Genomic DNA, 23,509 nt, shown 5'->3' on the forward strand with positions numbered 1-23,509 from the left:
GCCCACACCCCCGCGACCGGCGAACACACGCCCCCGACAACACCACCGTCCGGCCCCGCTGCACCAGCCGGGCCAGCAGCGCCGCCGCATTCGGCGCCACCCGCCACCCCTCACGCACCCAGTACCCCCGCCGCGCACGGGGAACCCGTCAAACCGTCCACCATCACACCGCTGCGCGAACCGATCCGCGAACCGCTGGCACCCAACCGACCACTCCATGAACCGCCCGCACCGGTGGAGTCCAAACCCTCCCTAGCCAAGACAACACCGGGCGAAGCGACCCCGGCAGCAGCCAGAGCACACGAACCCGCACCTGCTCCCGCCGAACGACCAGCGGCCAATGGAAGACTCGGACCCGAGCGGCCTGCGGAGACAGCACCAGGGACCGCAGGGCGAGGACATGACGGCGGCGAACCGCCAAAACCACCACCCGGCGACAACGGTGCCCTCCTCGGGGCACACGGCGAGCGGCCCGAATGGATACAGAAAGTCCTAGACGGACAGCTAGAACGGCCCATCGAACCGGCGCGGCTACGTGAAATGTGGGACCACCTGGGCCCCACCGAACGCGCAGGTCTGTTCCGCCAAGACCCCATGTTCGGCGAGAAAGCCCGCCTGCCGGTCTCGGTCAGTGATGAGTACGCCCGCGACGCACTCAGTCATTGGCGCGAACGCATGCCCGGAAACGAGGCATACCGCAGCATCGAAGAAGCCATTCAAAACCACCCTGACTTGCCCGAGCGGCGGTACTTGCTCGGGTTCGAGCCCGACGGGCGGTCCATCACCTCGGTCGGCAACCCCGACTTAGCCTCACACACCGGCGTACTGGTGCCCGGAACATTTACCGACGCAACCAAACTCATCCCGAGCGTCAAAGACACCGGCTACATGGAAGTCGCCCAACGCTTTCAGTTGAGTGCTGAAATTGATTTGGAGGGTGAGGGGCGTGCCGCAGTAGTGGATTGGCAGAACTACCATGCGCCACAATCGCTTCTCCCAGGTGCGGCGCGGGACGGTTTCGCCGAGGCCGGGGCACCACGACTGCGGGACTTCCTCGATCGCCTCGACCACACCAATCAAATGAACGATGCGCACCGCACCGTGATCGGACACTCCTACGGTGCAGTTGTTGTTGGCGAAGCCGCCCAAGGCACCGGACTAAACGCACACTCACTGGTCACCCTCGGCGGCGCGGGAATGCACGCACGCACCGTCGAAGAACTCATACTCCAAGGCATCCCACTACAACCGGGATCAGCACCCGTATGGGGACTAATCCACCCCAACGACCCGATCCGCATCCTTGGGCCAGCCGATCGCACCTCAATCGGACACGGCCGCCTGACCTACAAAGACGACTTCGGAGCACACCCCGAATGGATCAGCGAAAAGACGGGACCATGGCCGCTGAAACACTTGCCCGTCAACATCAATGCCCACACCCACGCCTACTGGGAGCCTGGCAGTCGAAGCCTGGAAATCATCGGCGAAATCATCGCAGGCATTAGACGCTAGCAATGGACGCAAATCACTATCATGGGATATGACATGACCGCACCACAGATTCACCCGGACCTCACGGATGCCCTGGCGCGGCAGCGCACTGTTGAACACATTGTTCACACCCTTCAACACCTACCTGACGGTTGGACAGCCGGGTTTGAACGCCCAGGACGAAGGCCAAGTGGTGCGTCGAGTGGACCTATTGGGCCTGACGGCTCGTGGAATCTCTACGTCAGCTATTGGGTGTGGGGATACGATGACCTCACGGGTGATGATGTGTTCGACGCCTTCGTGAAACTATGGGACTCCTGGGGATGGATCGATTCTGTCGGTTCGGACATACCCGAAAAGAAATCCGCCTATGGCCACACACCTGATGGGTACCACTTCGACATACGCCGGGGCATCCATGGCGGAGTCGCGTTGACATGGACGTCGCCCTTCTTCCCCGCCTCTGGTTCGTCCTACGGTGGTGTGATGCCATCGATCATCACCAAAGACGGGCCGCAGTCTTACGAACAGCCGCAGCGTGATTGACCAATCGCTATGGGTTTCGATGAGTTGACTGGTGATGATCTTGTTGCGTGGTTGGGCGGCTGGGTAGACAAGGTTGCCGGGACAGCGGAGATTCAGCGTCCCCCGGCCACCAGTGTTGGCACGGTGACGGTCTCGGTACGTGGCGAGTTGCAACAACTGAACCTGAGCCCGGAAACGGCCAACGTGGAACCAGAGGCGCTGAGCCGAGCCATTGAGCGGGCGTATGCCAGCGCGTACGTGGAAGCCCTGCGGCAGCTGGACATGGTTTACGCCCGAGTCGCTGCCGACGTGTCCGGTGATGCGGTCTTGGCGGGGCGTGTGCGTGAATTGCGTTCCAAGTATGTGGATTTGGCGGGGTTGAAGCAACTGATTCGGCCGCCGACGCCAACGCTCAAGCGTCGTAATGTCGGCTCAGATGGGCAAGAGTGGGATCCGGCAGCGGATCCGCTGCAACGAGGCAGATAAGGCCAGGTGAGCCATGATCCAAGCTTTGCATTCGATGCACGGCATGCTGGCTGCGCGACGTGAGCAGGTGCAACGCGACATGGGGCACCGGCAGATCGGGGTGGCCTTCCTGGAAGTGATAGACGAACTCGACGCGCGTCTGCGCACGATTACCGATGCCACTCCCTCAGATGCCACACCGACCTTGCAGATGTTCATGGGCGATGCTGAGCACTGGACACGTTCTGTGCTGCACATGCTGGAAGTGTTAAAGCAAGCGGGCCGAGTCGCCCGCGAGGGCGGGCACAGCGTGTTCGAACGCTGGCACCCCCTCGCAGCCGTGATCAACCGTATCGAATTGGAAGACTACGACGTGAGCGCCGAGGACTTCACCTCCGTGGCCGATGGGAAGGACTGGGCCGTCTTGGGCACCATTACCGAACCTGAAATCAGGGTCCAATTGGAGGCCGAGAAGATCGCACGCGCCGAACAAGCTAAGGCCTATCAGCAGCGCCTAGAGCGCATGAAAGCCGCAATCCAAGTCATCGAAAACGAATACGCCGACCGTATCCGCCAGCTGCCCCACACCACACCCATTCCCCCAATGTCTGTGTCATCTGAACCGCAAAAGGTGCTGCGGACGCTGCCCTCCGGTGAACTCGTCTTTGACTACGAACCCACCGACACACCACCCCAAACCTAAGGACCGCTGACAGGTGCCTGAGCAGCCGTTTTAGCCAGAGAGAGAGCGGGCGCTGGCCGAGTGAGGCATGCACCCCCGAACGTTTAGGGGTACCTCCCCACCCCCTAAGACTGACTAGGCAGCGGAACAGGGCTGTTACTGCGGTGGCACGGGGACACAGAGTGCGAAGGTTTTGTAACCGTCCATTCTGTGACTGAGGTTGAAGCGGAGTTCGACGGTGGCAGGAGATCCTTGTAATTGGGTCGCTAGGTCCATTTTGGCTGGGACTACTTGCCCGCCCATAACGTTTATCCCGAGAAAACCTAAGCCCTCAGTTTCGTATTGCTTGCCGTTGCTATCCACGACAAGAACGTTATGCGAATCTATATTGACTGAGTCGCTGTCGTTATTCTCGACACGTAACGTGAACCGCAACTTTCTGGGCACCGGGTAGGTGACATCGGTGACGACGATACGTAGGCCGTCTGATTCAACCCACCACGGCCCGGACGGTGTGCCACAGGCGCTATTGGGTAAGGCAGACGCTGAGGGTGTCGCGGTTACGGACGTCGAAACATCAGGAACGGTCAGGGTCGGCTCGGGTGCTTGTAGGGGTCTGGTAACTGTCACGGTCGCCGGGGCGACTGACTGAGCGTCACTTTTGATGGCTACATCGGGTTTGAAAAGGTACATTCCCGCCGCAAGAATAACGCCGATACCTATTGCTCCGATACCGATATTGGTAGTACTGAATTTGCGGTCCCCCCAAGTTATCTCAGTCGGGTGTGCCTTATCGAGAACGTTCCCTTTGAATAGGAGTACCGCCCCGGCTAACGCTAGCCCGACACCGAGGAAGAACAGCAGCACCCACGCTACCCACCCGACCCACTCTGGCATGTCGACTCGTCTCCGTCGCTCGCGGTCAGTAAAGGCGGTTACCGCCCCCGCGTAGGCGACTTCCTGCCACAGCTACACCAGCTACAGCAAGACAACTAATACCCGGCAGCACTGACAACGCGATAGCCGACACACCGGATAACCCTCACGGGTGCATCCAGCGCGCTTAGGCGATGTCTGCGACTTAAGGGCCCGTAGGGTGTCGGCCAAGCAAGGAGTTGGACCAACGGAAGCTCCCCTAAGAGGCTACTTGTTCTTCCTACTTATCCGACCAGTTACCAAGTTAGCCTTCGCAGGCTAGGCCGTCCCCGTCTCGGTCTAGCTTGGCCGAGTAGCCGGGTGCACCGCGCGGAATGTTGTATTTGCCGTCCGCGTGGGCTTCTTTGCAGCTGGCGTACGGCGGATCAGCCGATGCCACCGACACCACCCCTACCGGTAGCGATACGGCTAACGCCGCCGCGACAACAGCGCCCAACAAACGACGTGGCGAGACCGTGCCCATCATTGCCCCCTGCTTCTGTGAAGCGACTGTGAAGACACAGAAGTTACCAAGATCAACGCGTGTTCAGTGTCCGAGTAGTTCTGACCGGCCTGCGCGTGTATACCGGCGGAGATGCGATGGTAGAGCCCCAGAATCATTCGCCGCCCGTCCAGCGGTCCAGAGATCGAGGATCACCGACTAATGTGGATGCCGCCCGTAGTTTCTTCTTGGTTGGAGCGTGTAACGCATTTGAGAAGCGTCCGCTTGATCGAACCTGCGTCGTCACGTGGCGGGCGGCGCTTCGAAGCAATCGAGGAGCGCGATCTCCACGGCTTCGCAACTGACGTTGCCGCTTCCATGCCCGGCCCGATCGGTGATGTTCTTCTCGTCGCTGAGATGCCGAGTCCACTAGGTGTGCCTGATTTTGTAGCTCTTATAGGGGGCCAGGATTGGCAAGCAGCTCGGGCGTCAGCCGGTGTACCACCGGTGCTGTCGGATATCGACTGCACAGTGCTTTCGCTACTCAGCCCCACGCGTGCTCTTAGTGTGGTTTCGCTAGTACGCCGAACGGGGTGGTCTGTGGAGCACGTCGAGCGCACAGTTACCCGGCTACGCCGCGTGGGCGCTGCAATGTTGACAGGCTCGGGAGCCGTTCTATCGGCGCCAGGAATGAAGCCTTCCGGCTCTCTATTCGCGATTGAGACCAAGGTCAAGAACTGGCAAAGAGCCCTGATACAGGGACGGGGTTACAGGACGTGGGCAGACAATTATGTGCTGATTCTTGGCAACGCAGGTCCAAAGGCTGCGCAGCGTGCAGTATCAGAGGTGACGGCGGACGGCGCTGGCTTGTACACAGAGCATGGGTGGCTGGTTCGTCCGCGTAGACGACTTCCCTCCGCGGCGCGGCGCACGCTTGGATTCGAGTTTCTCTACGCTGCCGTTGCGTCAGGTCCATCCCTCGGAGCTTCTGAAGAGGTCCAGCCCGTCGAGGAACGGGGAGATCCAGCGACCGGGGCCAATTTTCGCCCCGGTCACACGTTGCACGACTGGCCACTCACCGAGCGCGACTGTATAACTCTCGCGAAGGAAGTCGACCCGCTGCCGCCCGCTCAAAGGACTAAGCGAGTCGATTAAGCCCGCCAGCACTGTTGCATGATGTCGGAAAGCGCTTTCTGGCTGCGGTGCGATCGTCCCGGGGCTCAGTCGCGCGGTCCGATTCGGGTGTTCTGACGCGAGGGTTTCATACTCGTTGTTGGACAGGCCCCCTAGTAGACCTCGAAGTGTGGGCCGCTGATACCAGGCGCCGCCGCCGCCGTCAGCGGCTCTGTCTTCGTAGTCTTGGTATGCGCAAATCCGTTGGCGCATATCCCATCCGGTGCCCAGCGATGAAGCTCCGGCCGCGATCGCAGGCAGCGCCGCCACATCCCCGAACGCCACGCGGACCGGCCGGTCTTGACTTAGCGAGAAGGTCGAACGCATCAGCCCAAAAACTTCCTCGGCAGTCGCGGATGGGGGCATCGATGTGTCGTTCCGGGCAACGACAAACAACCAGCCATCTGGTTCGCACTGGTCCAAGGCGCCAATGTGCGCATCCAGTTCGGCCCCCGCAGCCCAGAATTGCTGATCCCCAGCAACTGTCAACCATGACCTGGGATTGACTCCCATGGCCGTCTCTGCAAGATCTAGAGCTTGGCGGCTCTTAGGAGTGTCCGGGTAAGAGACCAGAACCGTGGGGGCGAGTCGGGCACTTCCCAATTCATCCTGGAGTGCGAACACGGCGGATACATGTTGTCGCATTGCCTTTCGTGTGCCGAGATCCCCCGTGCTGCCGTTCCATAGTGGCCAGCCCGAGTAATACCGGAAGTCGCCAGCACGAGGCATGTCCAGCGCATACGTCATAGGGTCGAACCAGAATTCGCCACCCGCAGTTCTGATTGCGTTGGACGTATCAATCGCGGAACGCTTGAAGCCCGTGGAGTCTCGCGGCGAGACGAACGGTGACAGGAACGCGCCGGTGGCGTATCCACCTCGAATCGCGTTCAGAGTCCATCGGACCAGATTGTTTCTGGCGGTGTCCTGGATCATCACCGCCATCAGAAAGCCCCAAACGCGTCAGAGAGCTTGGAGCCGTTCCGAAATCGTCGAGCAGGCTGTGCGTGCAACCCACGCTCGATCAGATCGACCAAGGGGGCAGGGAGGTCGGGGCGCGCGTCGGCGAGAGGAATGTGTTGAGCTGTCCGCAGCCGACGCAAGTACTCGGCATCATCGCCTTTAAAGGGGATTGGGGGCTGGCCGGTAGCGGCAAGATAGACGAGGGCCGCGCAGCCAAATACGTCAGATGCGGCCGTGGGCGCGCCGGAATATGCCTGGAGATGCTCCGGCGTCATGTAGCCCGGCGTTCCTGGCTGGCCGCCAACCGTTAACCCGCTACGCAGTGTGTGTTTGGCAAAGCCTGGATCCATCACGACGAAGCGACCGCTCGCTAGCCGTTGGACGTTTCCCGGACTCAAGTCTCGGTGGATCACCTTGATCGCGTGCAATGCGCCAAGGCCCGATGAGACATCTCTACCTAGTGCGATCAGTTGATCTGCAGGCCATCCCGATCCACAAAATCGGAGGTCCCGGCCGTCCAAATACTCTTCCAACCAGAAAGCAGCGACGGGCGGTGCATCGAGTTCCCTTAGATCACTCTCAACTTTCACCAGATTGGGATGATCGACGCTTCGAAGTAGCTCGACCTCGCGGCGCGCGCGTTGAAGTGCGGCCGGGTCACTCGCCTGCCCTAGGTCGATGAGTTTTAGAACGCTCTCGCTTCCTGCGGCGTCTGCAACAACGTGCACTTGCTTCTGCCCACCAGGCACAAGCGAGCGCACTGGGCTTACGTTTAACGCGGCGCAGGCATCAACGAGGAGATCCGCCATAGCGCACATTTAACACACAGGATTAACCCTTGTCACTGGGACTCACTCCAGTATCAACTGCCCCTTCGGTCATCTCCGCGATGCTCTGTATGGGTCGCCCGGTCGCTCTTAGGCGATGAGAGTCAAACGTCAGTTCGGCACGACTGCATCGCGACTACGTACTCGGTTCGTTGCGGTTGATCGCGGATGAACTCGGCTGTTGAGAAACCGCATTTCAGCGACCAATTCGCTGCATTACTCTTGGTCGGCCGCAGCGCTCATTTTCAGTTCGAATCTCACCGAGGGCACCAGAAAGACCACGCCGTCGCTCCGCGATATGGAGTCCGAACTCGACCAAGGGCGCCGCGAATCGCGGCCGTCATGCTTTGATTCCCCGCATGAACCGAGCAACTGTCGGTGTGCTGACGCTTATGGTGTGCGCTTCTGCGGTGGCGGCCTGCCAAACATCGTCCGGTATTACCCGCGTATCGGACACAGCGTCGTCGACCGCCACCACGAAGACCTTCGCCGTGTCGACCATCCCCCGGTCCACCTCCCTCTCGCCGACCGCCAAGGCCGATGCGGACGACCCGGCCAAACGTATCCGCGATACCTTCCGCAGCCTGCAAAACCCCGTCATCGCCGCCACGAAGGACGGCACCGGCAGCTATGACATCCCGGTAGCGCCCCAACCATCAGCGTCGGGTCCAGCGGCCTACATCGCGGCCCTCTGCACCGGCGGCCCGGCCGTGAACATCGCGCTGGACAACAACCCGGTACCCGGCGGCGGCATATGCGGCGACGATCCCGGCAAGCCCGGGGTCATCGTGATGCTTCTTGCCGTCAAGGCAAATCCGGCGGCTCCCCACACCATCAAGGTGCAAGGAGCCGCCGGTCAGCACAGCTGGGTGTCGATGGCCTACGGCCAGATGTATTGACCCCGCCTAGCCGACGTCGGTGCAGTTGACTCCGGGGTTCTCGCAGTCGGAGCCGGTCTCGCCGGGTGCGCTGACCCAGCCGCCGTCGTCGTCATGTCCGGGGGCGATATTGGATTCGGGTGGGTTGTTGTCGGAACCGCACACCACCCAGGCGTTCTCGCACTGGGCCCCGGCGCCGCCGGGCAGGTAGCCCCAGCCGCTGTTGCCGTCGTTGCTCGGCTGATCGACCAGCGATCCATGCGACGGCGAGTTGGGTGCGCCCGGAACCGGAGGTGCCGGAGACGGATCAGCTGACGCCACCACAGCCCCGAATCCGACGAAGGCAGCAGCCAGGACGCCAGCCGCAGGCGCCACAACAAGACGAGTGAATGAGTTCATGGGCACCTCTTCAACGGGCGGACAAATATAGGACAAATGTACTCCCACACACAGCTTTTGCAGATGATCTTGGTAGGAACCGCACACCATGTCTAACCCCTGCCGATGCCGCACGCGACGCCTCCTCACGTGCTACTACTGGCAATCATGACCCTCGCAACACTCGTCGACATCCACGAGATCACCGAGCTCAAGTACCGCTATGCACGCACCCTCGACAACAAGTTGTGGGACGAGTTCGCCGACACCCTCACCGAGGATGTTCAGGCGACGTACGGCACCGCGGTGCATGGTGCGCCCCTCGAGTTCACGTCGCGCACCGGCGTTGTCGACTACATGCGGTCATCGCTGACCACCGACATCACCAGCGTGCACACCATGAGTCATCCCGAGATCCAGGTCGACGGCGACACCGCGAGCGGCAGTTGGGCCATGAGCGATGTCGTCATCGTTCCGGCGCATAGCGTCCTGATCACCGGTACCTCGTATTACACCGACCGCTACCGCCGTGATGCGGACGGTAAATGGAGGATCAGTTACATCTCCTATTACCGCCTCTACGAGGCGATGCAGAACACCAAGGACATCGGCTTCAACCTGATTGCGAACCGCTGGTCGCAGTAGCGCCGAGAACCGGGTACCCTATCGCCGGGTCTGGAGACATCCGTACTCCACATAGCTGGCTAAGGAGGGACCGGTGCGCTGCCGCCTGTGTGACTCGACGGAGCTGCTCAGCGTCGTCGATCTGGGTGCCACCCCGCCCTGCCAGAAGTTTCTGCACGCCGATGAGCTGGATCTGCCGGAGCCCACCTACCCCCTGCATCTGAGGCTGTGCCGGAACTGCATGTTGCTGCAAATTCCTGCTCTGATTAGCCCCGAGGACAACTTCACCGAGTACGCATATTTTTCGTCGTACTCCGACAGCTGGGTCGACCACGCGCGTACATATGTCAGCAACTCCATTGCACGCCTGGGGCTTTCCCCGGACAGCGCCGACGACTTCGTTATCGAGGTGGCGAGCAACGACGGCTACCTGCTTCAGCATGCGGTCGCCGCGGGAATCCGCTGCCTCGGTATCGAGCCCTCGGTGAATGTCGGGCACGCCGCGCGAGAGAAGGGCGTTCCGACGCTGACGGCCTTCCTCGACGAGGACACCGCCGCCCGCGTTCGCGCCGAACACGGGCCGGCCCGCCTCGTCGCCGCGAACAATGTGTACGCGCACATCCCCGATCTTCGTGGGTTCACCCGTGCGCTGCGCGGACTGGTCGCCGACGACGGTTGGGTGAGCATCGAGGTGCACCATGCGCTGAACCTCATCGAGCTTGGCCAGTTCGACACCATCTACCACGAGCACTTCCAGTACTACACCGTGTTGGCTGCCCAAAGAGCGCTTGCCGTAGGCGATCTCGAAGTGGTCGATGTCGAACTCCTTGATACGCACGGTGGCTCGATAAGGGTCTGGGCGCGCCCTCGCGAGTGCCGGCCCGAGATCGCACCATCGGTCGCTGAAGTCTTGGAACTGGAACGGCAGGCAGGCCTGCACGAACTGTCTGGCTATGAACGATTCCGCGCGACAACCGAGCGAATCCGCCTGGAACTTCTGCAATTTCTCCTTACCTGTAAGGCCGAGGGCAAGACCGTCGTCGGTTACGGCGCACCCGGCAAGGGCAATACCTTGCTGAACTACTGCGGCATCCGCACCGACATTCTGGCCTATACCGTCGACCGGAATCCGTACAAGCAAGGCATGTTCAGTCCCGGCACCCGCATCCCGGTGTACTCCCCCGAGCGCATCGACGAAGACAAACCCGATGTGGTGCTTGTGCTCCCGTGGAATCTGGAAGCCGAGATCACCAGTCAATTGCGCCATGTCGGCGAATGGGGCGGAAAGCTGGTCTATCCGCTGCCCCAGCTGCATGTGGTGGAACCGCACGTTGAGCCCGAAGGAGCATCGGTATGAAGGTCGTGCTTTTCTGTGGCGGCTTTGGAATGCGCATGCGCAACGACGCCGGCGACGTGATTCCCAAGCCTCTCCAGATGGTCGGGCCGCGGCCGCTCATCTGGCATGTGATGAAATACTATGCGTACCACGGACATAAAGAATTCATCCTGTGTCTGGGTTACGGCGCCGAAGCGATCAAGGACTTCTTTCTCGGCTACAACGAGGCACAGTCCAACGATTTCGTCCTGGCGGAAGGTCAGGTGCGGCTGTTGAAATCGGATATCGCCGATTGGACGATTACATTCGCGGACACCGGCGCCGAGTCGCCCATCGGTGAACGGCTCCGACGCGTCCGCCACCACCTGGGCGACGATCGCTACTTCCTGGCCAACTACGCCGACGTTCTGACCAACGCTCCCCTTGATGATCTAGTGGCCAAGTTCCAGGATTCCGGAGCCGCCGCGTCCATGCTTCTGGTTCCGCCGCAATCGTCCTTCCACACCGTGGATGTGAATGAGGGCGGCTCCATCACCGATATCACCGCGGTCTCCAAACTCGACATGTGGGAGAACGGCGGCTACTTCGTGCTCTCTCAAGATGTCTTCGACTATCTGCCCGCGGGCGGCGACCTGGTCGAGGACGCCTGTGGGTCGCTGGCCAAAGAGGGCAGGATGTTCGGCTACAAGTTCAACGGATTCTGGAAGCCGGCCGACACGTTCAAGGAACGTGCCGAACTGGACGAGGGTTATCGCAAGGGTGTGCGCCCGTGGATGGTCTGGGAGCAGGAGCCCGCCACCACGTGATTGAACTCGGCACCGGATCCGTTGATGACATCGCGCTACTGGCGGCCCATTGCGACGATATCGCGATTGGCATGGGCGGCACGCTACTGACTATGGCCACGCGCCGGCCCGGCTTGCGCGTGCGGGCCCTCGTGCTGACCGGCGGCGGAACCGAACGGGAGTCCGAGGAGCGGGCCGCGCTGGCGGCGCTGTGTCCCGGCGCCGAGGTCACCGTCAACGTGCTCGACTTTCCCGACGGACGGGCTCCCGCGCACTGGAACCAGATCAAGGACGCCCTGGCCGCATTTCGCCGTGAGTCCGCGGCCTCGGTGGTCTTCGCTCCGCAGCGCCACGACGCCCATCAGGACCACCGGCTGCTGGCGACCCTGGCGCCCACCGAGTTTCGCGACCATCTGGTCCTCGGCTACGAGATCATCAAATGGGAGACGGACACCCCGACACCCACCGTCTTTCAGCCACTCAGTGATGAGATCGCCCACAGCAAGGCCGATCTCATCTACACGCACTATCCGTCTCAGCGACCGCATGACTGGTTTGATCACGAGACCTTTCTCGCGTTGGCACGAGTGCGCGGTGTGCAGTGCCGCCACCGGTACGCCGAAGCGTTCGTACTGGAAAAAGCAACGATCTCTCTAGGAGCAACGCAGTGAAGGTTCTCGTCACCGGTCATCAGGGTTATCTCGGCACCGTCATGTCGCAGATGGCCGCCGAGGCCGGTCACGACGTTGTCGGCCTGGACTCGGGGCTCTTCGCAGAGTGCGTCTTGGGCCCGGCACTGGTGGATCCGCCGTCGATTGCCGTCGACCTCCGCGACGTCACGGTCGATCAGCTGGCTGGTTTCGATGCGGTGATTCACCTGGCAGCGCTCTCGAACGATCCCCTCGGCGCGCTGGCGCCGGACCTTACCTACGACATCAACCACCACGCCTCCGTGCGGCTGGCGCGGCTGGCCAAGGATGCCGGAGTGAGCCGCTACCTCTACGCCTCGACATGTTCGGTGTACGGGTCGGCGGGCGATGATCTGGTCACCGAGAACGCTCCCCTGAAGCCCTTGACTCCGTACGCGGAGAGCAAGGTTCGCGTCGAGGATGATGTCGCCGCTATCGCCGACTCCAACTTCTCGCCGGTGTTCCTGCGCAACGCAACGGCATTCGGTTACTCACCCCGACTTCGCGCCGACATCGTGCTGAACAACCTGGTAGGCAACGCCGTTCTCACCGGCGAGGTCCGCGTCCTTTCCGACGGAACACCTTGGCGTCCTTTGGTACACGCCCGCGACATCGGCGCCGCATTCCTGGAATGCCTCACCGCTCCTCAGGACGTGATTCATTGCGCGGCATTCAACGTCGGCATCGAGGAGAACAACCAGACGGTCGCACAGATCGCGGAAGCGGCCGTGTCCGCCGTACCCAACTCGACGCTGACCATCACCGGAGAGACGGGCGCGGATCCCCGCTCCTATCGCGTCGACTTCTCCGCGATACGGGCAGCACTGCCCGGTTACCACGCGCAATGGTCCATCGAGGCAGGCGCCAAGGAGCTCTACGAGCAGTGCGCCGCCGGCCATCTCACCGAATCGATGTTCCGGCAATCCTTCACCCGGCTCGCGCATCTGAAGAACCTGCGTGAATCGGGAGCAGTTGACGACACTCTGCGACCGGTCACCCGGTGAACCGGTCAGCGTCCGGTCAACGCGGCCCAGCTGCCGGCGGCAGCATCTTTGGCGCTGATGACGGTGACCGGAAGCGGCCAGTCGATGCCGAGCTGGGGATCGTCATGGGCGACCGAGACATCCTCAGCGGGGTCGTGCGGCCGGTCGATGCGATAACAGAGGTCGGCCCACTCTGTCAGCGCTTGATGGCCATGCAATATGCCGGCCGGGACGAATAGGTGCCCAAGGGTGGAATCGTCGAGAGTGAAGCTCTGCCAACGTCCGAAGGTCGGTGAGTGGTGTCGCGCGTCGACCAGCACATCGAAGACGGCGCCGCGCGCACAGCGGATGAGCTTGCTCTCCCCATTGCCGGAACGTCCGTGTAGACCGCGCAATACGCCCTGGCGCGAACGTGACTGGGAATCCTGCAGAAAGTCGGCGGCCCGCACCGCCGCTCCGGCAGCACGCTGGTACTCGTCGAAAATCGCGGCGTCGAATGTCCGGGTGAAGAACCCGCGGTCGTCCTGGTGTGGCGTGGGCTCCATCAGCAGTACGCCGTCAATTTCGGTGGTGTGGATGCGCACTCCGCCATACTGCCGTACCGCGCAAAGATTGTGGTGCCAACGGTGATCAGGTGTCGTTATTGCCAGGGCCACGCGCTGCACCGGGTGTTGGACCTGGGCGCCGTACCAGCCGCCGATCACTTCCCCTCCGCCTCCAGCACACCCGCGACGGACACGCTGCATCCACTGGCGATGATGCTGTGCACGGACTGTGCGCTCGCACAACTCGAGATCGACGATACCGACACCGAGGAGCCGCGGGCCGTCGAGCCGCAAGCCCTGCGGGACCAGGCCGCCGACGCGGTTGCCCGAGCGGAGGCCGCCGGCCTCCTCACCGGACGCACCGTGTACGAGTTCGCCAGCCCCCATGGCGGCAGCTGGCTGAACCTGCTGGTTCCCAAAGGGTTTGAGATCGCATCTGCTGAGCCCGCAGATCTGGTGCTGGACAGCTTCGGCATGATGCACGCAAAAGATCAGGCCAAAGCGATCGGCCTGCGCGCCCGCCGCACCAGCGCAGAGGGTGTGCTGCTTCTTCAATTCCATTCGATAGAGACGATCTTGAGTCTGGGTCAGTGGAACTCGCTGCGGCACGGACATTTTGCGTACTACTCGCTGACCGTGCTGCGCCGAATGCTTGCTGATGTGGGTATGTCCGTCGTAGCCGTATGGGAGTTCGACTTGTACGGCGGCACCCTGATGGTGGCCGCGCGGCATGGTGGGCACCCGGCTCCGCCTTCCGTGGAACGGGTTCTGGCACGGGAGAAGGCACACGGCGCCGAGAATTCAGGCGGCTTCGCCCAGCTGCAGCACGCGGTGGACGAGCAGGTGCAGCGGCTCACCCGCTGGCTTGATGAACGACACGAGTCCGGACAGACGGTGTATGCGTATGGGGCGCCGTCGCGCGCGGTCGCGCTGTTTCACCGGGCGGGATTGACGACGGACTCGGTGGTGGCGGTCGCCGACGCATCTGTAGCCAAACAGGGGCGACGTATGCCCGGAACCGATATCCCGATCGTGTCCCCCGCCGATCTGGTGGCTGCCGACCCCGCCGACGTGCTGCTTACCCTGCCGGATCTGTATGCGGAAGTGCGCCTGCGCTTTCCGGAGCTGGAGGGCCGTTGGGTGACTGGGCTGTGCTAACGCAGTAGCGCGGTCGCCAGGGCCGGGCTGAACTGTCCCCCGGGTGCGTCGGGCGCGGCGCCACAGGGGCCATTTGAGCTGCCCGGCGCGAGAATCCAGAGGTTCATGTCCAGACCGTCGGGACGCCCCAGCACCGCAGGCGGTGTCCCGAGCACACGGCCAGCGGGGTTGCACCAGTCGAAGTTCCAGTCCGGGTTGCCGTTCTGCGAGGTGTCGACCACATAGCGTGGATCAGGGATGCCGAACCACTGTTGCAACGCCGCCCTGATGAGTTGCGCGTACGCGGTGATCTCGGAGGTGGGGGCGAACGATGAGACGTTGACGGAGTACCCCACGTGATCGGAGACGCCGACCTTGGCGAGCAGTGCCGCCATGCGCTCCGGCGTCACCGAACCCGAGGAGGTTCCGGCGTCGATGTAGACGCGCGTGTTGGCGTTCCGCGCCGAGAAGGTATCCACCACATACCGGAGGGAGCCGATCCGATCGCCAAAATCAGTGCCCTCCAGGGATTGTCGATCGGCGAACCACAGGGCGTCGGGCTCGACGATCAGCACCAGCCGTGCGTCGCCCACGCGCTCGGACACCCGGTCGACCCATGCCCGGTACACCTGGGGCGTGACTGCGTGGTGCGGTCCCGAGAAGCCGTCGTCGCGATCGGGAATGTTGTACAGCACCAACTGCGCGGTGCCACCGGCATCGCGGGCCCGCGTGACGATGTCTGCGATGTTTCGGCTGTCGTCCTCGTCATTGCCGGTCGCCCACATCGCGATCGGGTACCGGGCGATCCGATCCCGGATTGCCCCGGCGCGCGCGTCATCGGGGTGGTCGCGTACCCACCAGTGCACGTCGAGGGCACCCGGCACCAGCGGGCCGGTATCGAGTCGGTGCGCCGCGGTGTCCGCGGCGCTGCGATGTTCGAACTTGCTGGAGTCGCGTGTCAGCACCATCGCAGCTATCAGGCTCAACACCGCGAGCGCCGTCGCGCACAGCCACCGTGGACGGCTGTCTCGCACTGCTGCCGCTCCGGTCACAGCGGGGAACGATACAGACCCATTGAGCTCTACACTTGGCCCGTGCCCAACACCGATCCAGCGCCCGCGCCCGTGCGCGTCCTGGCCATTGGACCGGCCCCGGCAAGTCCCGAAAGCCGCGGCGGTATGGCAACCGTCATGGCGCATATGGCGGCGTTGACTGACCCCGCGGTGATGGTGCGGGTGGTGCCCACCTATGTGGACGCCGCGCGGTGGCGTTGGTTGTGGGTGGGCGTGCGCGGAATGATCGTGTCGTCATGGTTCGTCCTCACCGGGCACGTCGACGTCCTCCACGTCCATCTCGGTCACGGCGGCAGCGTCGCCCGCAAAGCAGTGCCGCTATGGGCCGCACGCCTTCGGGGGGTACCGGCACTCATCCATGCGCACAGCTTCGACTTCGCCGGGTGGTACCGCGAGCAGCGGGCCGCGGTGCAACGTGGCGTGCGATGGGGACTACGCGCCGATCAGTGGATCATTCTTGGACGTGACCTGGCCGATGAGTACACGGCCTGTCTGCAGCTCGATCCCTCTCGGGTGTCTGTACTGCGGAACCCGGTGCGCATCCCCGAACAGACCGCGATCTCACCTGGCGGCATCCTGACGGCGGTAAGCCTGGGCAGGCTCGGTCGGCGCAAGGGCACATACGACATCATCCGGGCGACATCGGCGCTCGCACCCGAGGTTCGCGCAGCACTGCATATCCACCTTGCCGGCGACGGTGAAGTGGAACAGGCGCGCACCGCGGTCACTTCGGCCGGTGTCGCGGATGTGATCACCGTGCACGGCTGGCTGGATGCGGCGTCGGGTGCCGAATTGCTCAGTGGTGCGGACATCTTCGTACTCCCGAGCTATGCGGAGGGCCTGCCGATGGCGCTGTTGGAGGCCATGGCCTCGGCAGTCGCGGTGATCACCTCGCCGGTCGGATCAATTGCCGAGGTCGTGCGCGACGGAGAGAACGGCCTGCTCGTGGCGCCCGGCGATATCGATGCCCTGGCCGCGGCCCTCAGTCGGCTGACCACAGATCAGCAGGAGCGCCGCAGGCTGGCGGCCGCCGGGCGTGAGACGGTGCGCGGTCTCGACATCGCAGACTGGGAGGCGCAGCTAGTGCGGATGTGGAAGTCGCTCGCAGATCGCTAAGAGCTTGGCCGCCGCGTGATCTGCGGTGAAGTTCCGCGCGTAATGCTCCCGCGCCGCCCCGCCGAGGCCTGCGGCAACCGCGGGATCGGCGTGCCGGTCGAACGCCGCGGTGAGACCGGGGGCGTCATCACGACCCAAGGCGACCTCACCGGGCGGCTGAAACTCGGCCAAGGCACCCTCGGTAGAGACGATGACGTTCACGCCCAGCTGCATCGAGAGCGTCTGTACCCCGCTCTGCGAGGCCTGCCGATAGTGCACAACCGAGGCCTTGGCTTGGGAAAGCGGTTGCAGCACATCGCTGTAGCTATATGGACCACGAATCCAGTGCACCGACTCCGGCAGGGTGCCCCTGATGTCTCCGTCGCCGATCAGCACGAGATGATCGCCGCGCCATGCCGGACCCGCGACGTGAGCCTCCCACGCGCGCAGGATGAGGTCGACGTTCTTGTATCCGTTGAGACGCCCGATCAGGACGAAGTCCCGACGTCCGCTGGCCGGAGTGAGGGGTGGTACACGGTGCGGATCAAGATCACTGGTGAGCGGAACCACGCCGACCGGCGATGAAGCGTGCGGGGTGATGTGCTGCGCCACGTAGTGGCTGAACGCCACGCGATGCGCCGCGGTCGCCTCCCATCGGCGAAACGCCGTACGCCGCCATCGAGATACCGCCTCGGACGCGTCGTGTGGCCGATCGTCGTGAATCAGCAGCACCCGCGGCCGGCCGGCGCCAAGTATCTGCCAACGCGGATCGCGGACCAGCTCGGTGATCACCACATCGGGTTGGAACGCCCGGACTTTCGGCACCGCGCGCACCCAGGACGCCCACCCTCCCGGATCCTTGAGCGAGGGCTCGAGCACCAACTCATAGTCCCGTGCCGGCCCGGACTCGGGATGCTGGTCGGAGGTCACCAACAGCACCGAAGCGCCCTGACCGCGCAGGGCCTCCGCATGCACGCGTGCCAATGGCCGCATCCACGGCGATAGCCACAGGATTCTCATCTGATCTCAGTCCTTGAGCACCGCGGTAAAGGCCTGCTCGTACGAGTCCGCCATCGTCTCGATCGTGTACAGATCGCGCATGCGCTCGAAACCATTGCGCCCCATTGCCGTCAAACGTTCGGGGGCGGCAAGGACGTCTCTGAGCGCGGCGCGCCACGACGGTACGTCGATCGGGTCGACCACCAGGCCACTGTCGTTGTCGAGCATGTCGGGGACCGAGCACACCGCGGAGCCGATGACCGGTACGGCGCGCGCCATCGCTTCGAGGATCACCAGTGGAAATGCCTCGCTTCGGCTGGGCACGCAAAGCACATCGCAATCGGCCAACGCATGCTCGGGTCCTGGAGACCAACCCCTCCACCGCACACGGTCACGGACCGCCTCGGGAGTGAGCGCTTCCAGACGTTCGCGGTCGGGTCCATCTCCGAAAATGGAAAGCTGCCAATCGTATTCGGCCAATCCACTCAGTGCCTCCACCAGCAGATGCGGGTTCTTGTGTTCGACGATGCGGGACAGCATCACGAAACGCAACGGGCTGCTCGGCACCGGGCGCCCGGGCGCGCTCTCGGGAAGTTCTCGGCGGCTGACCACCCCGTTGGGTGCGGTGAAGAAACGTGTACCCACCCGTTGATGGGCCGACACCTCCTCCCAGTGCCGCCGCGATAGCGCGATAAATCCGTCGGCCCGGCTCATTGCCGCCGCCAGTGGCGCCGAGTATGTTCCGGTTTTCAGCTCAGGCGGGATGTGGGCCGCCACAAGCCATCTGCGTTGCCGTCCGGCTGCGCGCCAGAGAGTCGCTGACCCGGTCTCGGTGTTGGTATCCCCCGATACCAGGATGGCAGGTCCGGGGGCGGTCTCAAAGGCGGGACACCACCAAGGCTGGCGGACCACCCGCACAGTCGGCGGGATCTCGGCCACCAACGGGCCGAGTCGCTGCATGCACGCGATGGTTACGGAGTAGCCGCGCCTGTCCAGTTCGGTGGCGAGCAATACATGCTGGCGTTCGGCTCCCCCGTACACCAACCGATTCGTGGTCAGGATTATCTGCGGGCGTCCCCCACCGGTTCTGATCCGCGTGGTGCGCGCGCGCCGGGCCCCGGGCTGTATCCGGTCCAGCACGGATGTTCCGGCCAGGTAAAGATCGGCCGTGCGCACTCCCCTCGAGTGTTCGAGTGTCAACGCGATATTGGCCCGCAGTAGATCGTCGGAACGGATGCCGCGCTGCCGATCTCCGGCGACGGTCCCTTTGGCGCTGTGCGTGACACCGGGTTCATCGACAAGAATCAGCCGCCATCCCGCTGACCGAGCACGGAGCTGCCAATCGGCTTCCTCGCCGTACAGGAAGAACTCCTCATCGAAGCCGCCGATCTCATTCCAGGTCCGCCGGTTGACCAAGAGGCAGGCACCCGTGAGGTATCCGTCGACGTCGGTGGGGCGCGTTCGGTACAGCTCCGAGATCGCGCGGCCGCGCAATGCCGGCGCGTAGCCCGCGCGTGACACCAGTGCCCGCAGCAAGGTGGGAGCGCGATGTCCGTTATCCCACAGGGACTCGCCGGGAAGCGGGGTGGCGGACGCTATTGGCGGTGCGGCAGCGGCCACCCCGGCATCGAGCGTGACCCGGGCGCGGGTCTGCGTGAGCGGCCCCGTCACGATGGCATCGGGGTTGAGCAACAGCAGATGTGCTCCCGGCGCGAAGTCGGCCAATCTGTTGACGGCGGCGGCGAATCCCAGATTGTGACCCGTGCCGTGCCAGTGCACATCTGGGTACATCGCCCGCACCGTGTCCATTCCGGGGTAGTCCGGTCCGGAGTTGTCCCACACGTGCACCGGCAGATCGCCGAGATGTTCGTGACAGGAGCGCAGGCAGTCCTCGAGCAGATCCGGACGGCGGTACGCCACGATGCACACCGCGATACCCCCGTGCACCTCATTGACCCGAGGGGCCGGCAGGTAGGCCCGGTTGAGCTCCTTGTGTCTTTTCCTAGCCATGTCGATCACCCATCAGAGCTCTCCTTGCGGAGTACTTCCCGGACATCTCGCAGGTGCACGGGTCCCGCCCACAGGTTCACCACCGCATACACACCGGCGGCGATGGCGGCGGCGATCAACTCGTGCATCCACTGCGCGCAAAGCAGGAGTGCGCCAACTGCCGCTAGCGTCGGTATGGCCAACCGCAACAGGAACATCCACGGTGTGCGATAGCCCGTACAGGTCGTCAGTCTGATGGTGGCGGCGACCAAGCCCACCACCTCACTGGTCACCAGCGCGATCGCCGCGCCGAGGGAACCCAGGTGTGGGATGAGCAGGATGTTGAGAACGATGTTGCCGGCGAGATTGAAGACATTGAGGCGCAGCAGAAACGATTGATGATGCGCCGCGAACAGCGCCTGACTGACGGTGCCGGTCAGAAACGTCAGGCCGACCGCGACCAGGAGTAACGGCATCACCAGATTCGATTTGTCCACGAACTGTTCGGTACCCAGGAGTGCGACCAGATCGCGGCCCACGAAGAAGCCGACGACTGCGATCGGCACCGCGATGGCCAGCATCAACCCCATGGAACGCTCGATGAACGCCGCGAAGCGCTCACGCGATGAGGCAAACAGTCCCGTCATCGTGGACAGGGTGGCGCCCAGGAAGAAGTTCCCCACCAGCGACAGGGTGAACGCGGTCTGGTAGGCCAGGCCATACCGGCCGACTTCGGCGGGTGTGCTCATGAGGCTGAGTATCACGCCATCAATACGCCAGTAGAGGACGCCGATAATGAGCACCATTGTCTGGGGCAGGCTTTCGCGTACGAGGACCCAGGTCTCTTTCGCCGACACGACGATTCGCAGCGGGGTGATCCGATGTGCCGCGATGCCTTGTATCAACAGCAGTATGGCCGGTGCCGCCACCTGGGGCAGTGCGTACCAAACATGATCCGCACCAACGGTTACCAGGATGATCGTGACGACGAGCATCGCGACCCGGGATAGCGTGTCCGCCAGTGCCACCGCCGAGAACCGGACCGAGGACATGAAAATCGGGTTGAGACAGCTCGACAGTGTTGTCAGCGTGAGGCTCACACTGACAATCAGCAGCATCGACTGCACCTCTGGCTGATCCGCGTAGATCAGCCAACCCGATACGGCGGCCACGGCGGCAAGCGGAAGGCAATAGCTGAGGGAGAAGGCAAGATTGATACCGACCAGCCGCTGCAAACTTCCGGTACCCGCAGAGACCCGTCGGACGATCACCACGCCGATACCCAGCTCAGTCAGGCTGGTCCACAGTCCGATGAAGAAGATCGCGGAATTGAGATGCCCGTAGGACTCTGGCCCCAGCGCACGGGTGGTCAGTGCGATCGCGGCGATGGAGACGATCGTCCCCAGCACCCGACCGCCCAGTTGCCATGCGACAGCGCTGGCAATTCGCCGTCCAGATGCCGGTTCGGTTACCGGGGATCCATCGGCATGCTCCGGCGTCATGTGCTACCTTGCGCCGACACGGGATGGGAACAATGCAACGACGACTCCACGCGTATGTGGCTTTGCCGCACGGCGTTTCGGCTTCGCAATGGGAGGTCCGGAACCGTGCCGATGAGGTGCCGGACCGGGCGCCTTACGGACTGCATCGGTTGGCCAACTACGGCGTGACCCCGACGTTTAGCGAGTTCTCGTTTGGGCGCCGCCTTGAACGCGTGGCCGGTCACGTTCGCTATCGCACCGGTGATCTGGAAATCCTGGAGGTCGTGGCTGACAGAGCGGCACGACGTGCGAGCGATGTCGTCTTCTGTTACGACGAACGCACCGGTGTACCCGCCGCGGCCGCTGCGGCTCTCCGGATGAGCCCGCCGGTGGTGACCGGAGTCGGATGGCTCACTGAGCCCGCGGACTCTCCGCCGGTTCATCGCGGGCTGGCGCGCCACACGCTGGCCCGTAGCGCAGCGGTGTTTTCGCAGTCCCCCCCTCAGGTCGAACTGCTTGCCCGCGCCTGGGGCGTCGACGATTCGCGGCTGTATTTCGCACCCGTGGGGATCGATACCGATTTCTATCGCGTACAGCCGTGGGAGGGCACGGCCACTCCCCTGGTCGTCAGCGCGGGCGAGGACGTCCACCGGGATCACGCCCTGCTTGTCCAGGCGGTTCTGACCGCCCGTGAACGTTGCCCGAGCCTGTCGCTCGAGTTGGCTACCGCGCTGCCGGTCAGCGCGCCACCCGGCGTGGTCACGCTGCATACCGAGCGTCTCTACGGACGAATGCGCGATCTGTACCGCCGATCCACCGTGGTGGCCATCGCGGTACGCCCCAATGTGATCACCGGTTCGGGCCTGACGGTCGCCCTTGAGGCCATGGCCAGCGGGCGCCCAGTGGTTATGACGGACAATCCGGGGATATCGCATTACGTCCGGCACAACGTCGACGGCATCCTGGTGCCGCCAGGTGACCCCGACACCTTCGCCCGGGCGATCGCCGAGCTGGCATGCGATCCCGACCGCGCCCGCGCCCTCGGAGAGGCGGGGGCGCAGCGGGCGCGGGCGGAGTTCAGCTCCGAACGAATGGCTGAGCATTTTGCGAGCATTATGCATGGGGTTTAGCTACGACGCGTGCCAGGACCGTGCGGGTTCGACTGAGGCCCGCCGTAACCGCAGGACGGACGCCGGCCCCTGCACCAGGTACCGGCGCGCCATGCGCCGCGGTTCGCGGCCCAGCCGATAGGACCACTCGAGTCCGCAGCGCTGCATCCATTCCGGTGCCCGCGTGACGGCGCCGGCAAGAAAGTCCGCCGATGCGCCGAAGGCCAGCAGGATCACGGCACCGGTGGTCACTCCGTGGCGTGCAATCCACAGCTCCTGCAGAGGTTTTCCGAGCCCCACCACCAGCACATCGGCGCCCGCGGCAGCGATGTCACGTGCCAGGTCCTCGCTGCGACCCGGGTCCGTGAGGTCGCAGCGATCGGGCGCCCACCACCCGGCGATGTCAAGGCCCGGATAACGCTCGTCGAGCACCGCGCGCAGCCGGTCATGCGTCTGCGGCAGCCCCCCCAGAAAGCCCACGCGCTGACCAGTACGTCTTGCCTGTTCGAGAACGAGCGGCAGCAGGTCGGCTCCGGTGATCCGCGGCCAGTTCCGCCGTGTCTTGAGGCGGGCACGCGCGACGATCGGCGCGCCGTCGGCAAGCATCAACCATTCCAGCCGCGAACCGAGCTCCGCACAGTCCGGGTTTGCGCGACCAGCGCCAAAGTGATGCAGATGGTCCAAGTTCACCGAACCGACCACCAGCGGACGGTCGGCACGCGCTGCGGCACGGCGCGCGACGGCAGCGAGGACATCCCGGACGGAGCAAAGATCCACCGTCACCTGGGAGATCGTCACCCTCACCGGCGAGTCCAGCGCTTCTGTCGACACGGCGGACAGCCTAGCGCCGTTGATTCCTTACGTCGGGCAAGTGTGGGTTATCCTCGTGACCAATAACGCTGGTTATGGGACGGCGCGCCTGCTG

At 63.5% G+C, this 23,509-nt stretch carries 24 protein-coding genes; 13 read left to right on the forward strand and 11 right to left on the reverse strand.

Annotation, left to right across the window (positions count from 1 at the left end):
- The 4 genes from B4394_RS17595 to B4394_RS17610 all read left to right on the forward strand — a co-directional run.
- On the forward strand, window positions 1-1,515 hold a 1,515-nt coding region (locus B4394_RS17595), incomplete at its 5' end, for an alpha/beta hydrolase (RefSeq protein WP_217697774.1).
- Window positions 1,516-1,548: 33 nt separating this feature from the next.
- Window positions 1,549-2,040: a hypothetical protein gene (locus B4394_RS17600; protein ID WP_286142106.1), complete on the forward strand. Its 492-nt coding sequence runs from the start codon at window positions 1,549-1,551 to the stop codon at window positions 2,038-2,040.
- A gap of 9 nt (window positions 2,041-2,049) precedes the next feature.
- On the forward strand, window positions 2,050-2,505 hold the full coding sequence (locus B4394_RS17605) for a hypothetical protein (RefSeq protein WP_078315814.1): 456 nt from the start codon (window positions 2,050-2,052) through the stop codon (window positions 2,503-2,505).
- 34 nt (window positions 2,506-2,539) lie between these two features.
- On the forward strand, window positions 2,540-3,187 hold the full coding sequence (locus B4394_RS17610; protein WP_139360275.1) for a hypothetical protein: 648 nt from the start codon (window positions 2,540-2,542) through the stop codon (window positions 3,185-3,187).
- 135 nt (window positions 3,188-3,322) lie between these two features.
- Here the strand turns inward: B4394_RS17610 and B4394_RS17615 are convergent, their stop codons facing one another.
- The 4 genes from B4394_RS17615 to B4394_RS17630 all read right to left on the reverse strand — a co-directional run bounded on the left by B4394_RS17615 (window position 3,323) and on the right by B4394_RS17630 (window position 7,465).
- Window positions 3,323-4,063 carry a hypothetical protein gene (locus B4394_RS17615; protein WP_078315816.1) on the reverse strand — a complete coding sequence of 247 codons (741 nt, stop codon included), beginning with the start codon at window positions 4,061-4,063 and terminating at the stop codon, window positions 3,323-3,325.
- Between the two features lie 283 nt (window positions 4,064-4,346).
- Window positions 4,347-4,568, reverse strand: a complete 222-nt coding sequence (locus B4394_RS17620; protein WP_078315817.1) for an excalibur calcium-binding domain-containing protein — start codon at window positions 4,566-4,568, stop codon at window positions 4,347-4,349.
- Window positions 4,569-5,489: 921 nt separating this feature from the next.
- The gene (locus B4394_RS17625; RefSeq protein WP_078315818.1) at window positions 5,490-6,638 is read right to left on the reverse strand and encodes a hypothetical protein; all 1,149 of its coding nucleotides are present in this window, start codon (window positions 6,636-6,638) and stop codon (window positions 5,490-5,492) included.
- Window positions 6,638-7,465 carry a serine/threonine-protein kinase gene (locus tag B4394_RS17630; RefSeq protein WP_176138332.1) on the reverse strand — a complete coding sequence of 276 codons (828 nt, stop codon included), beginning with the start codon at window positions 7,463-7,465 and terminating at the stop codon, window positions 6,638-6,640. The genes B4394_RS17625 and B4394_RS17630 overlap by 1 nt, the downstream gene beginning before the upstream one ends.
- A 377-nt stretch (window positions 7,466-7,842) precedes the next feature.
- Between B4394_RS17630 and B4394_RS17635 the strand changes: the two genes are divergently transcribed.
- Entirely contained in the window at window positions 7,843-8,382 is a 540-nt protein-coding gene (locus B4394_RS17635; RefSeq protein WP_139360276.1) for a hypothetical protein, read from the forward strand.
- A 6-nt stretch (window positions 8,383-8,388) separates the two neighbouring features.
- Here the strand turns inward: B4394_RS17635 and B4394_RS17640 are convergent, their stop codons facing one another.
- The gene (locus B4394_RS17640) at window positions 8,389-8,760 is read right to left on the reverse strand and encodes a hypothetical protein (RefSeq protein WP_078315821.1); all 372 of its coding nucleotides are present in this window, start codon (window positions 8,758-8,760) and stop codon (window positions 8,389-8,391) included.
- Between the two features lie 147 nt (window positions 8,761-8,907).
- Here B4394_RS17640 and B4394_RS17645 point away from each other — a divergent pair, with 147 nt between their 5' ends.
- The 5 genes from B4394_RS17645 (at window position 8,908) to B4394_RS17665 (ending at window position 13,177) form a co-directional block, all read left to right on the forward strand.
- Entirely contained in the window at window positions 8,908-9,384 is a 477-nt protein-coding gene (locus B4394_RS17645) for a nuclear transport factor 2 family protein (RefSeq protein ID WP_078315831.1), read from the forward strand.
- 73 nt (window positions 9,385-9,457) lie between these two features.
- Window positions 9,458-10,720 (forward strand): class I SAM-dependent methyltransferase, encoded by a 1,263-nt coding sequence (locus B4394_RS17650; protein WP_078312491.1) that lies wholly within the window; start codon window positions 9,458-9,460, stop codon window positions 10,718-10,720.
- On the forward strand, window positions 10,717-11,505 hold the full coding sequence (locus tag B4394_RS17655) for a glycosyltransferase family protein (protein ID WP_078315822.1): 789 nt from the start codon (window positions 10,717-10,719) through the stop codon (window positions 11,503-11,505). Before B4394_RS17650 ends, B4394_RS17655 begins: the two co-directional genes overlap by 4 nt.
- Entirely contained in the window at window positions 11,502-12,155 is a 654-nt protein-coding gene (locus tag B4394_RS17660) for a PIG-L deacetylase family protein (protein WP_078312489.1), read from the forward strand. The genes B4394_RS17655 and B4394_RS17660 overlap by 4 nt, the downstream gene beginning before the upstream one ends.
- Window positions 12,152-13,177: an NAD-dependent epimerase/dehydratase family protein gene (locus B4394_RS17665; RefSeq protein WP_078315823.1), complete on the forward strand. Its 1,026-nt coding sequence runs from the start codon at window positions 12,152-12,154 to the stop codon at window positions 13,175-13,177. The genes B4394_RS17660 and B4394_RS17665 overlap by 4 nt, the downstream gene beginning before the upstream one ends.
- A gap of 5 nt (window positions 13,178-13,182) precedes the next feature.
- Here the strand turns inward: B4394_RS17665 and B4394_RS17670 are convergent, their stop codons facing one another.
- On the reverse strand, window positions 13,183-13,740 hold the full coding sequence (locus B4394_RS17670) for a dTDP-4-dehydrorhamnose 3,5-epimerase family protein (RefSeq protein ID WP_078312487.1): 558 nt from the start codon (window positions 13,738-13,740) through the stop codon (window positions 13,183-13,185).
- Here B4394_RS17670 and B4394_RS17675 point away from each other — a divergent pair.
- Complete coding sequence (locus tag B4394_RS17675) at window positions 13,729-14,859, forward strand: class I SAM-dependent methyltransferase (protein ID WP_286142107.1); 1,131 nt, start codon at window positions 13,729-13,731, stop codon at window positions 14,857-14,859. The two genes, B4394_RS17670 and B4394_RS17675, sit on opposite strands and share 12 nt — an antisense overlap.
- On the opposite strand, the gene B4394_RS17680 is transcribed toward B4394_RS17675, so the two are convergent.
- Window positions 14,856-15,890 (reverse strand): glycoside hydrolase family 6 protein, encoded by a 1,035-nt coding sequence (locus B4394_RS17680; RefSeq protein WP_176138333.1) that lies wholly within the window; start codon window positions 15,888-15,890, stop codon window positions 14,856-14,858. The two genes, B4394_RS17675 and B4394_RS17680, sit on opposite strands and share 4 nt — an antisense overlap.
- A 42-nt stretch (window positions 15,891-15,932) precedes the next feature.
- On the opposite strand from B4394_RS17680, the gene B4394_RS17685 reads away from it, so the two are divergent.
- Window positions 15,933-17,027: a glycosyltransferase family 4 protein gene (locus B4394_RS17685; RefSeq protein ID WP_176138334.1), complete on the forward strand. Its 1,095-nt coding sequence runs from the start codon at window positions 15,933-15,935 to the stop codon at window positions 17,025-17,027.
- On the opposite strand, the gene B4394_RS17690 is transcribed toward B4394_RS17685, so the two are convergent.
- From B4394_RS17690 to B4394_RS17700, 3 genes are read right to left on the reverse strand one after another with little or no spacing between them, the layout of a single operon-like run.
- Window positions 16,992-18,020, reverse strand: a complete 1,029-nt coding sequence (locus B4394_RS17690) for a glycosyltransferase family 4 protein (RefSeq protein WP_078315835.1) — start codon at window positions 18,018-18,020, stop codon at window positions 16,992-16,994. The genes B4394_RS17685 and B4394_RS17690 overlap by 36 nt on opposite strands.
- A 12-nt stretch (window positions 18,021-18,032) precedes the next feature.
- A complete protein-coding gene (locus B4394_RS17695) occupies window positions 18,033-20,015 on the reverse strand; it encodes a glycosyltransferase (protein WP_078315836.1) in 1,983 nt (660 codons plus the stop codon).
- 5 nt (window positions 20,016-20,020) lie between these two features.
- The gene (locus B4394_RS17700) at window positions 20,021-21,496 is read right to left on the reverse strand and encodes a flippase (protein ID WP_078315824.1); all 1,476 of its coding nucleotides are present in this window, start codon (window positions 21,494-21,496) and stop codon (window positions 20,021-20,023) included.
- A 32-nt stretch (window positions 21,497-21,528) separates the two neighbouring features.
- Here B4394_RS17700 and B4394_RS17705 point away from each other — a divergent pair, with 32 nt between their 5' ends.
- Window positions 21,529-22,605 carry a glycosyltransferase family 4 protein gene (locus B4394_RS17705; RefSeq protein ID WP_078315825.1) on the forward strand — a complete coding sequence of 359 codons (1,077 nt, stop codon included), beginning with the start codon at window positions 21,529-21,531 and terminating at the stop codon, window positions 22,603-22,605.
- Here the strand turns inward: B4394_RS17705 and B4394_RS17710 are convergent, their stop codons facing one another.
- Window positions 22,606-23,415, reverse strand: coding sequence for a WecB/TagA/CpsF family glycosyltransferase (locus B4394_RS17710; RefSeq protein ID WP_078315826.1), 810 nt, complete (start codon window positions 23,413-23,415; stop codon window positions 22,606-22,608).
- Window positions 23,416-23,509 lie beyond the last annotated feature (94 nt).

This window comes from Mycobacterium sp. D16Q16, assembly GCF_002013745.1.
Taxonomy (GTDB): Bacteria; Actinomycetota; Actinomycetes; order Mycobacteriales; family Mycobacteriaceae; genus Mycobacterium.

Excerpts from the sequence above, each read along its gene's own strand:
- B4394_RS17705 (WP_078315825.1), top strand. The coding sequence starts at position 21,529 with ATGCAACGACGACTCCACGCGTATGTGGCTTTGCCGCACGGCGTTTCG.
- B4394_RS17640 (WP_078315821.1), bottom strand. The coding sequence starts at position 8,760 with ATGAACTCATTCACTCGTCTTGTTGTGGCGCCTGCGGCTGGCGTCCTG.
- B4394_RS17620 (WP_078315817.1), bottom strand. The coding sequence starts at position 4,568 with ATGATGGGCACGGTCTCGCCACGTCGTTTGTTGGGCGCTGTTGTCGCG.
- B4394_RS17655 (WP_078315822.1), top strand. The coding sequence starts at position 10,717 with ATGAAGGTCGTGCTTTTCTGTGGCGGCTTTGGAATGCGCATGCGCAAC.
- B4394_RS17630 (WP_176138332.1), bottom strand. The coding sequence starts at position 7,465 with ATGGCGGATCTCCTCGTTGATGCCTGCGCCGCGTTAAACGTAAGCCCA.
- B4394_RS17600 (WP_286142106.1), top strand. The coding sequence starts at position 1,549 with ATGACCGCACCACAGATTCACCCGGACCTCACGGATGCCCTGGCGCGG.
- B4394_RS17610 (WP_139360275.1), top strand. The coding sequence starts at position 2,540 with ATGCACGGCATGCTGGCTGCGCGACGTGAGCAGGTGCAACGCGACATG.
- B4394_RS17645 (WP_078315831.1), top strand. The coding sequence starts at position 8,908 with ATGACCCTCGCAACACTCGTCGACATCCACGAGATCACCGAGCTCAAG.
- B4394_RS17695 (WP_078315836.1), bottom strand. The coding sequence starts at position 20,015 with ATGGCTAGGAAAAGACACAAGGAGCTCAACCGGGCCTACCTGCCGGCC.
- B4394_RS17625 (WP_078315818.1), bottom strand. The coding sequence starts at position 6,638 with ATGGCGGTGATGATCCAGGACACCGCCAGAAACAATCTGGTCCGATGG.
- B4394_RS17635 (WP_139360276.1), top strand. The coding sequence starts at position 7,843 with ATGAACCGAGCAACTGTCGGTGTGCTGACGCTTATGGTGTGCGCTTCT.
- B4394_RS17700 (WP_078315824.1), bottom strand. The coding sequence starts at position 21,496 with ATGACGCCGGAGCATGCCGATGGATCCCCGGTAACCGAACCGGCATCT.
- B4394_RS17615 (WP_078315816.1), bottom strand. The coding sequence starts at position 4,063 with ATGCCAGAGTGGGTCGGGTGGGTAGCGTGGGTGCTGCTGTTCTTCCTC.
- B4394_RS17605 (WP_078315814.1), top strand. The coding sequence starts at position 2,050 with ATGGGTTTCGATGAGTTGACTGGTGATGATCTTGTTGCGTGGTTGGGC.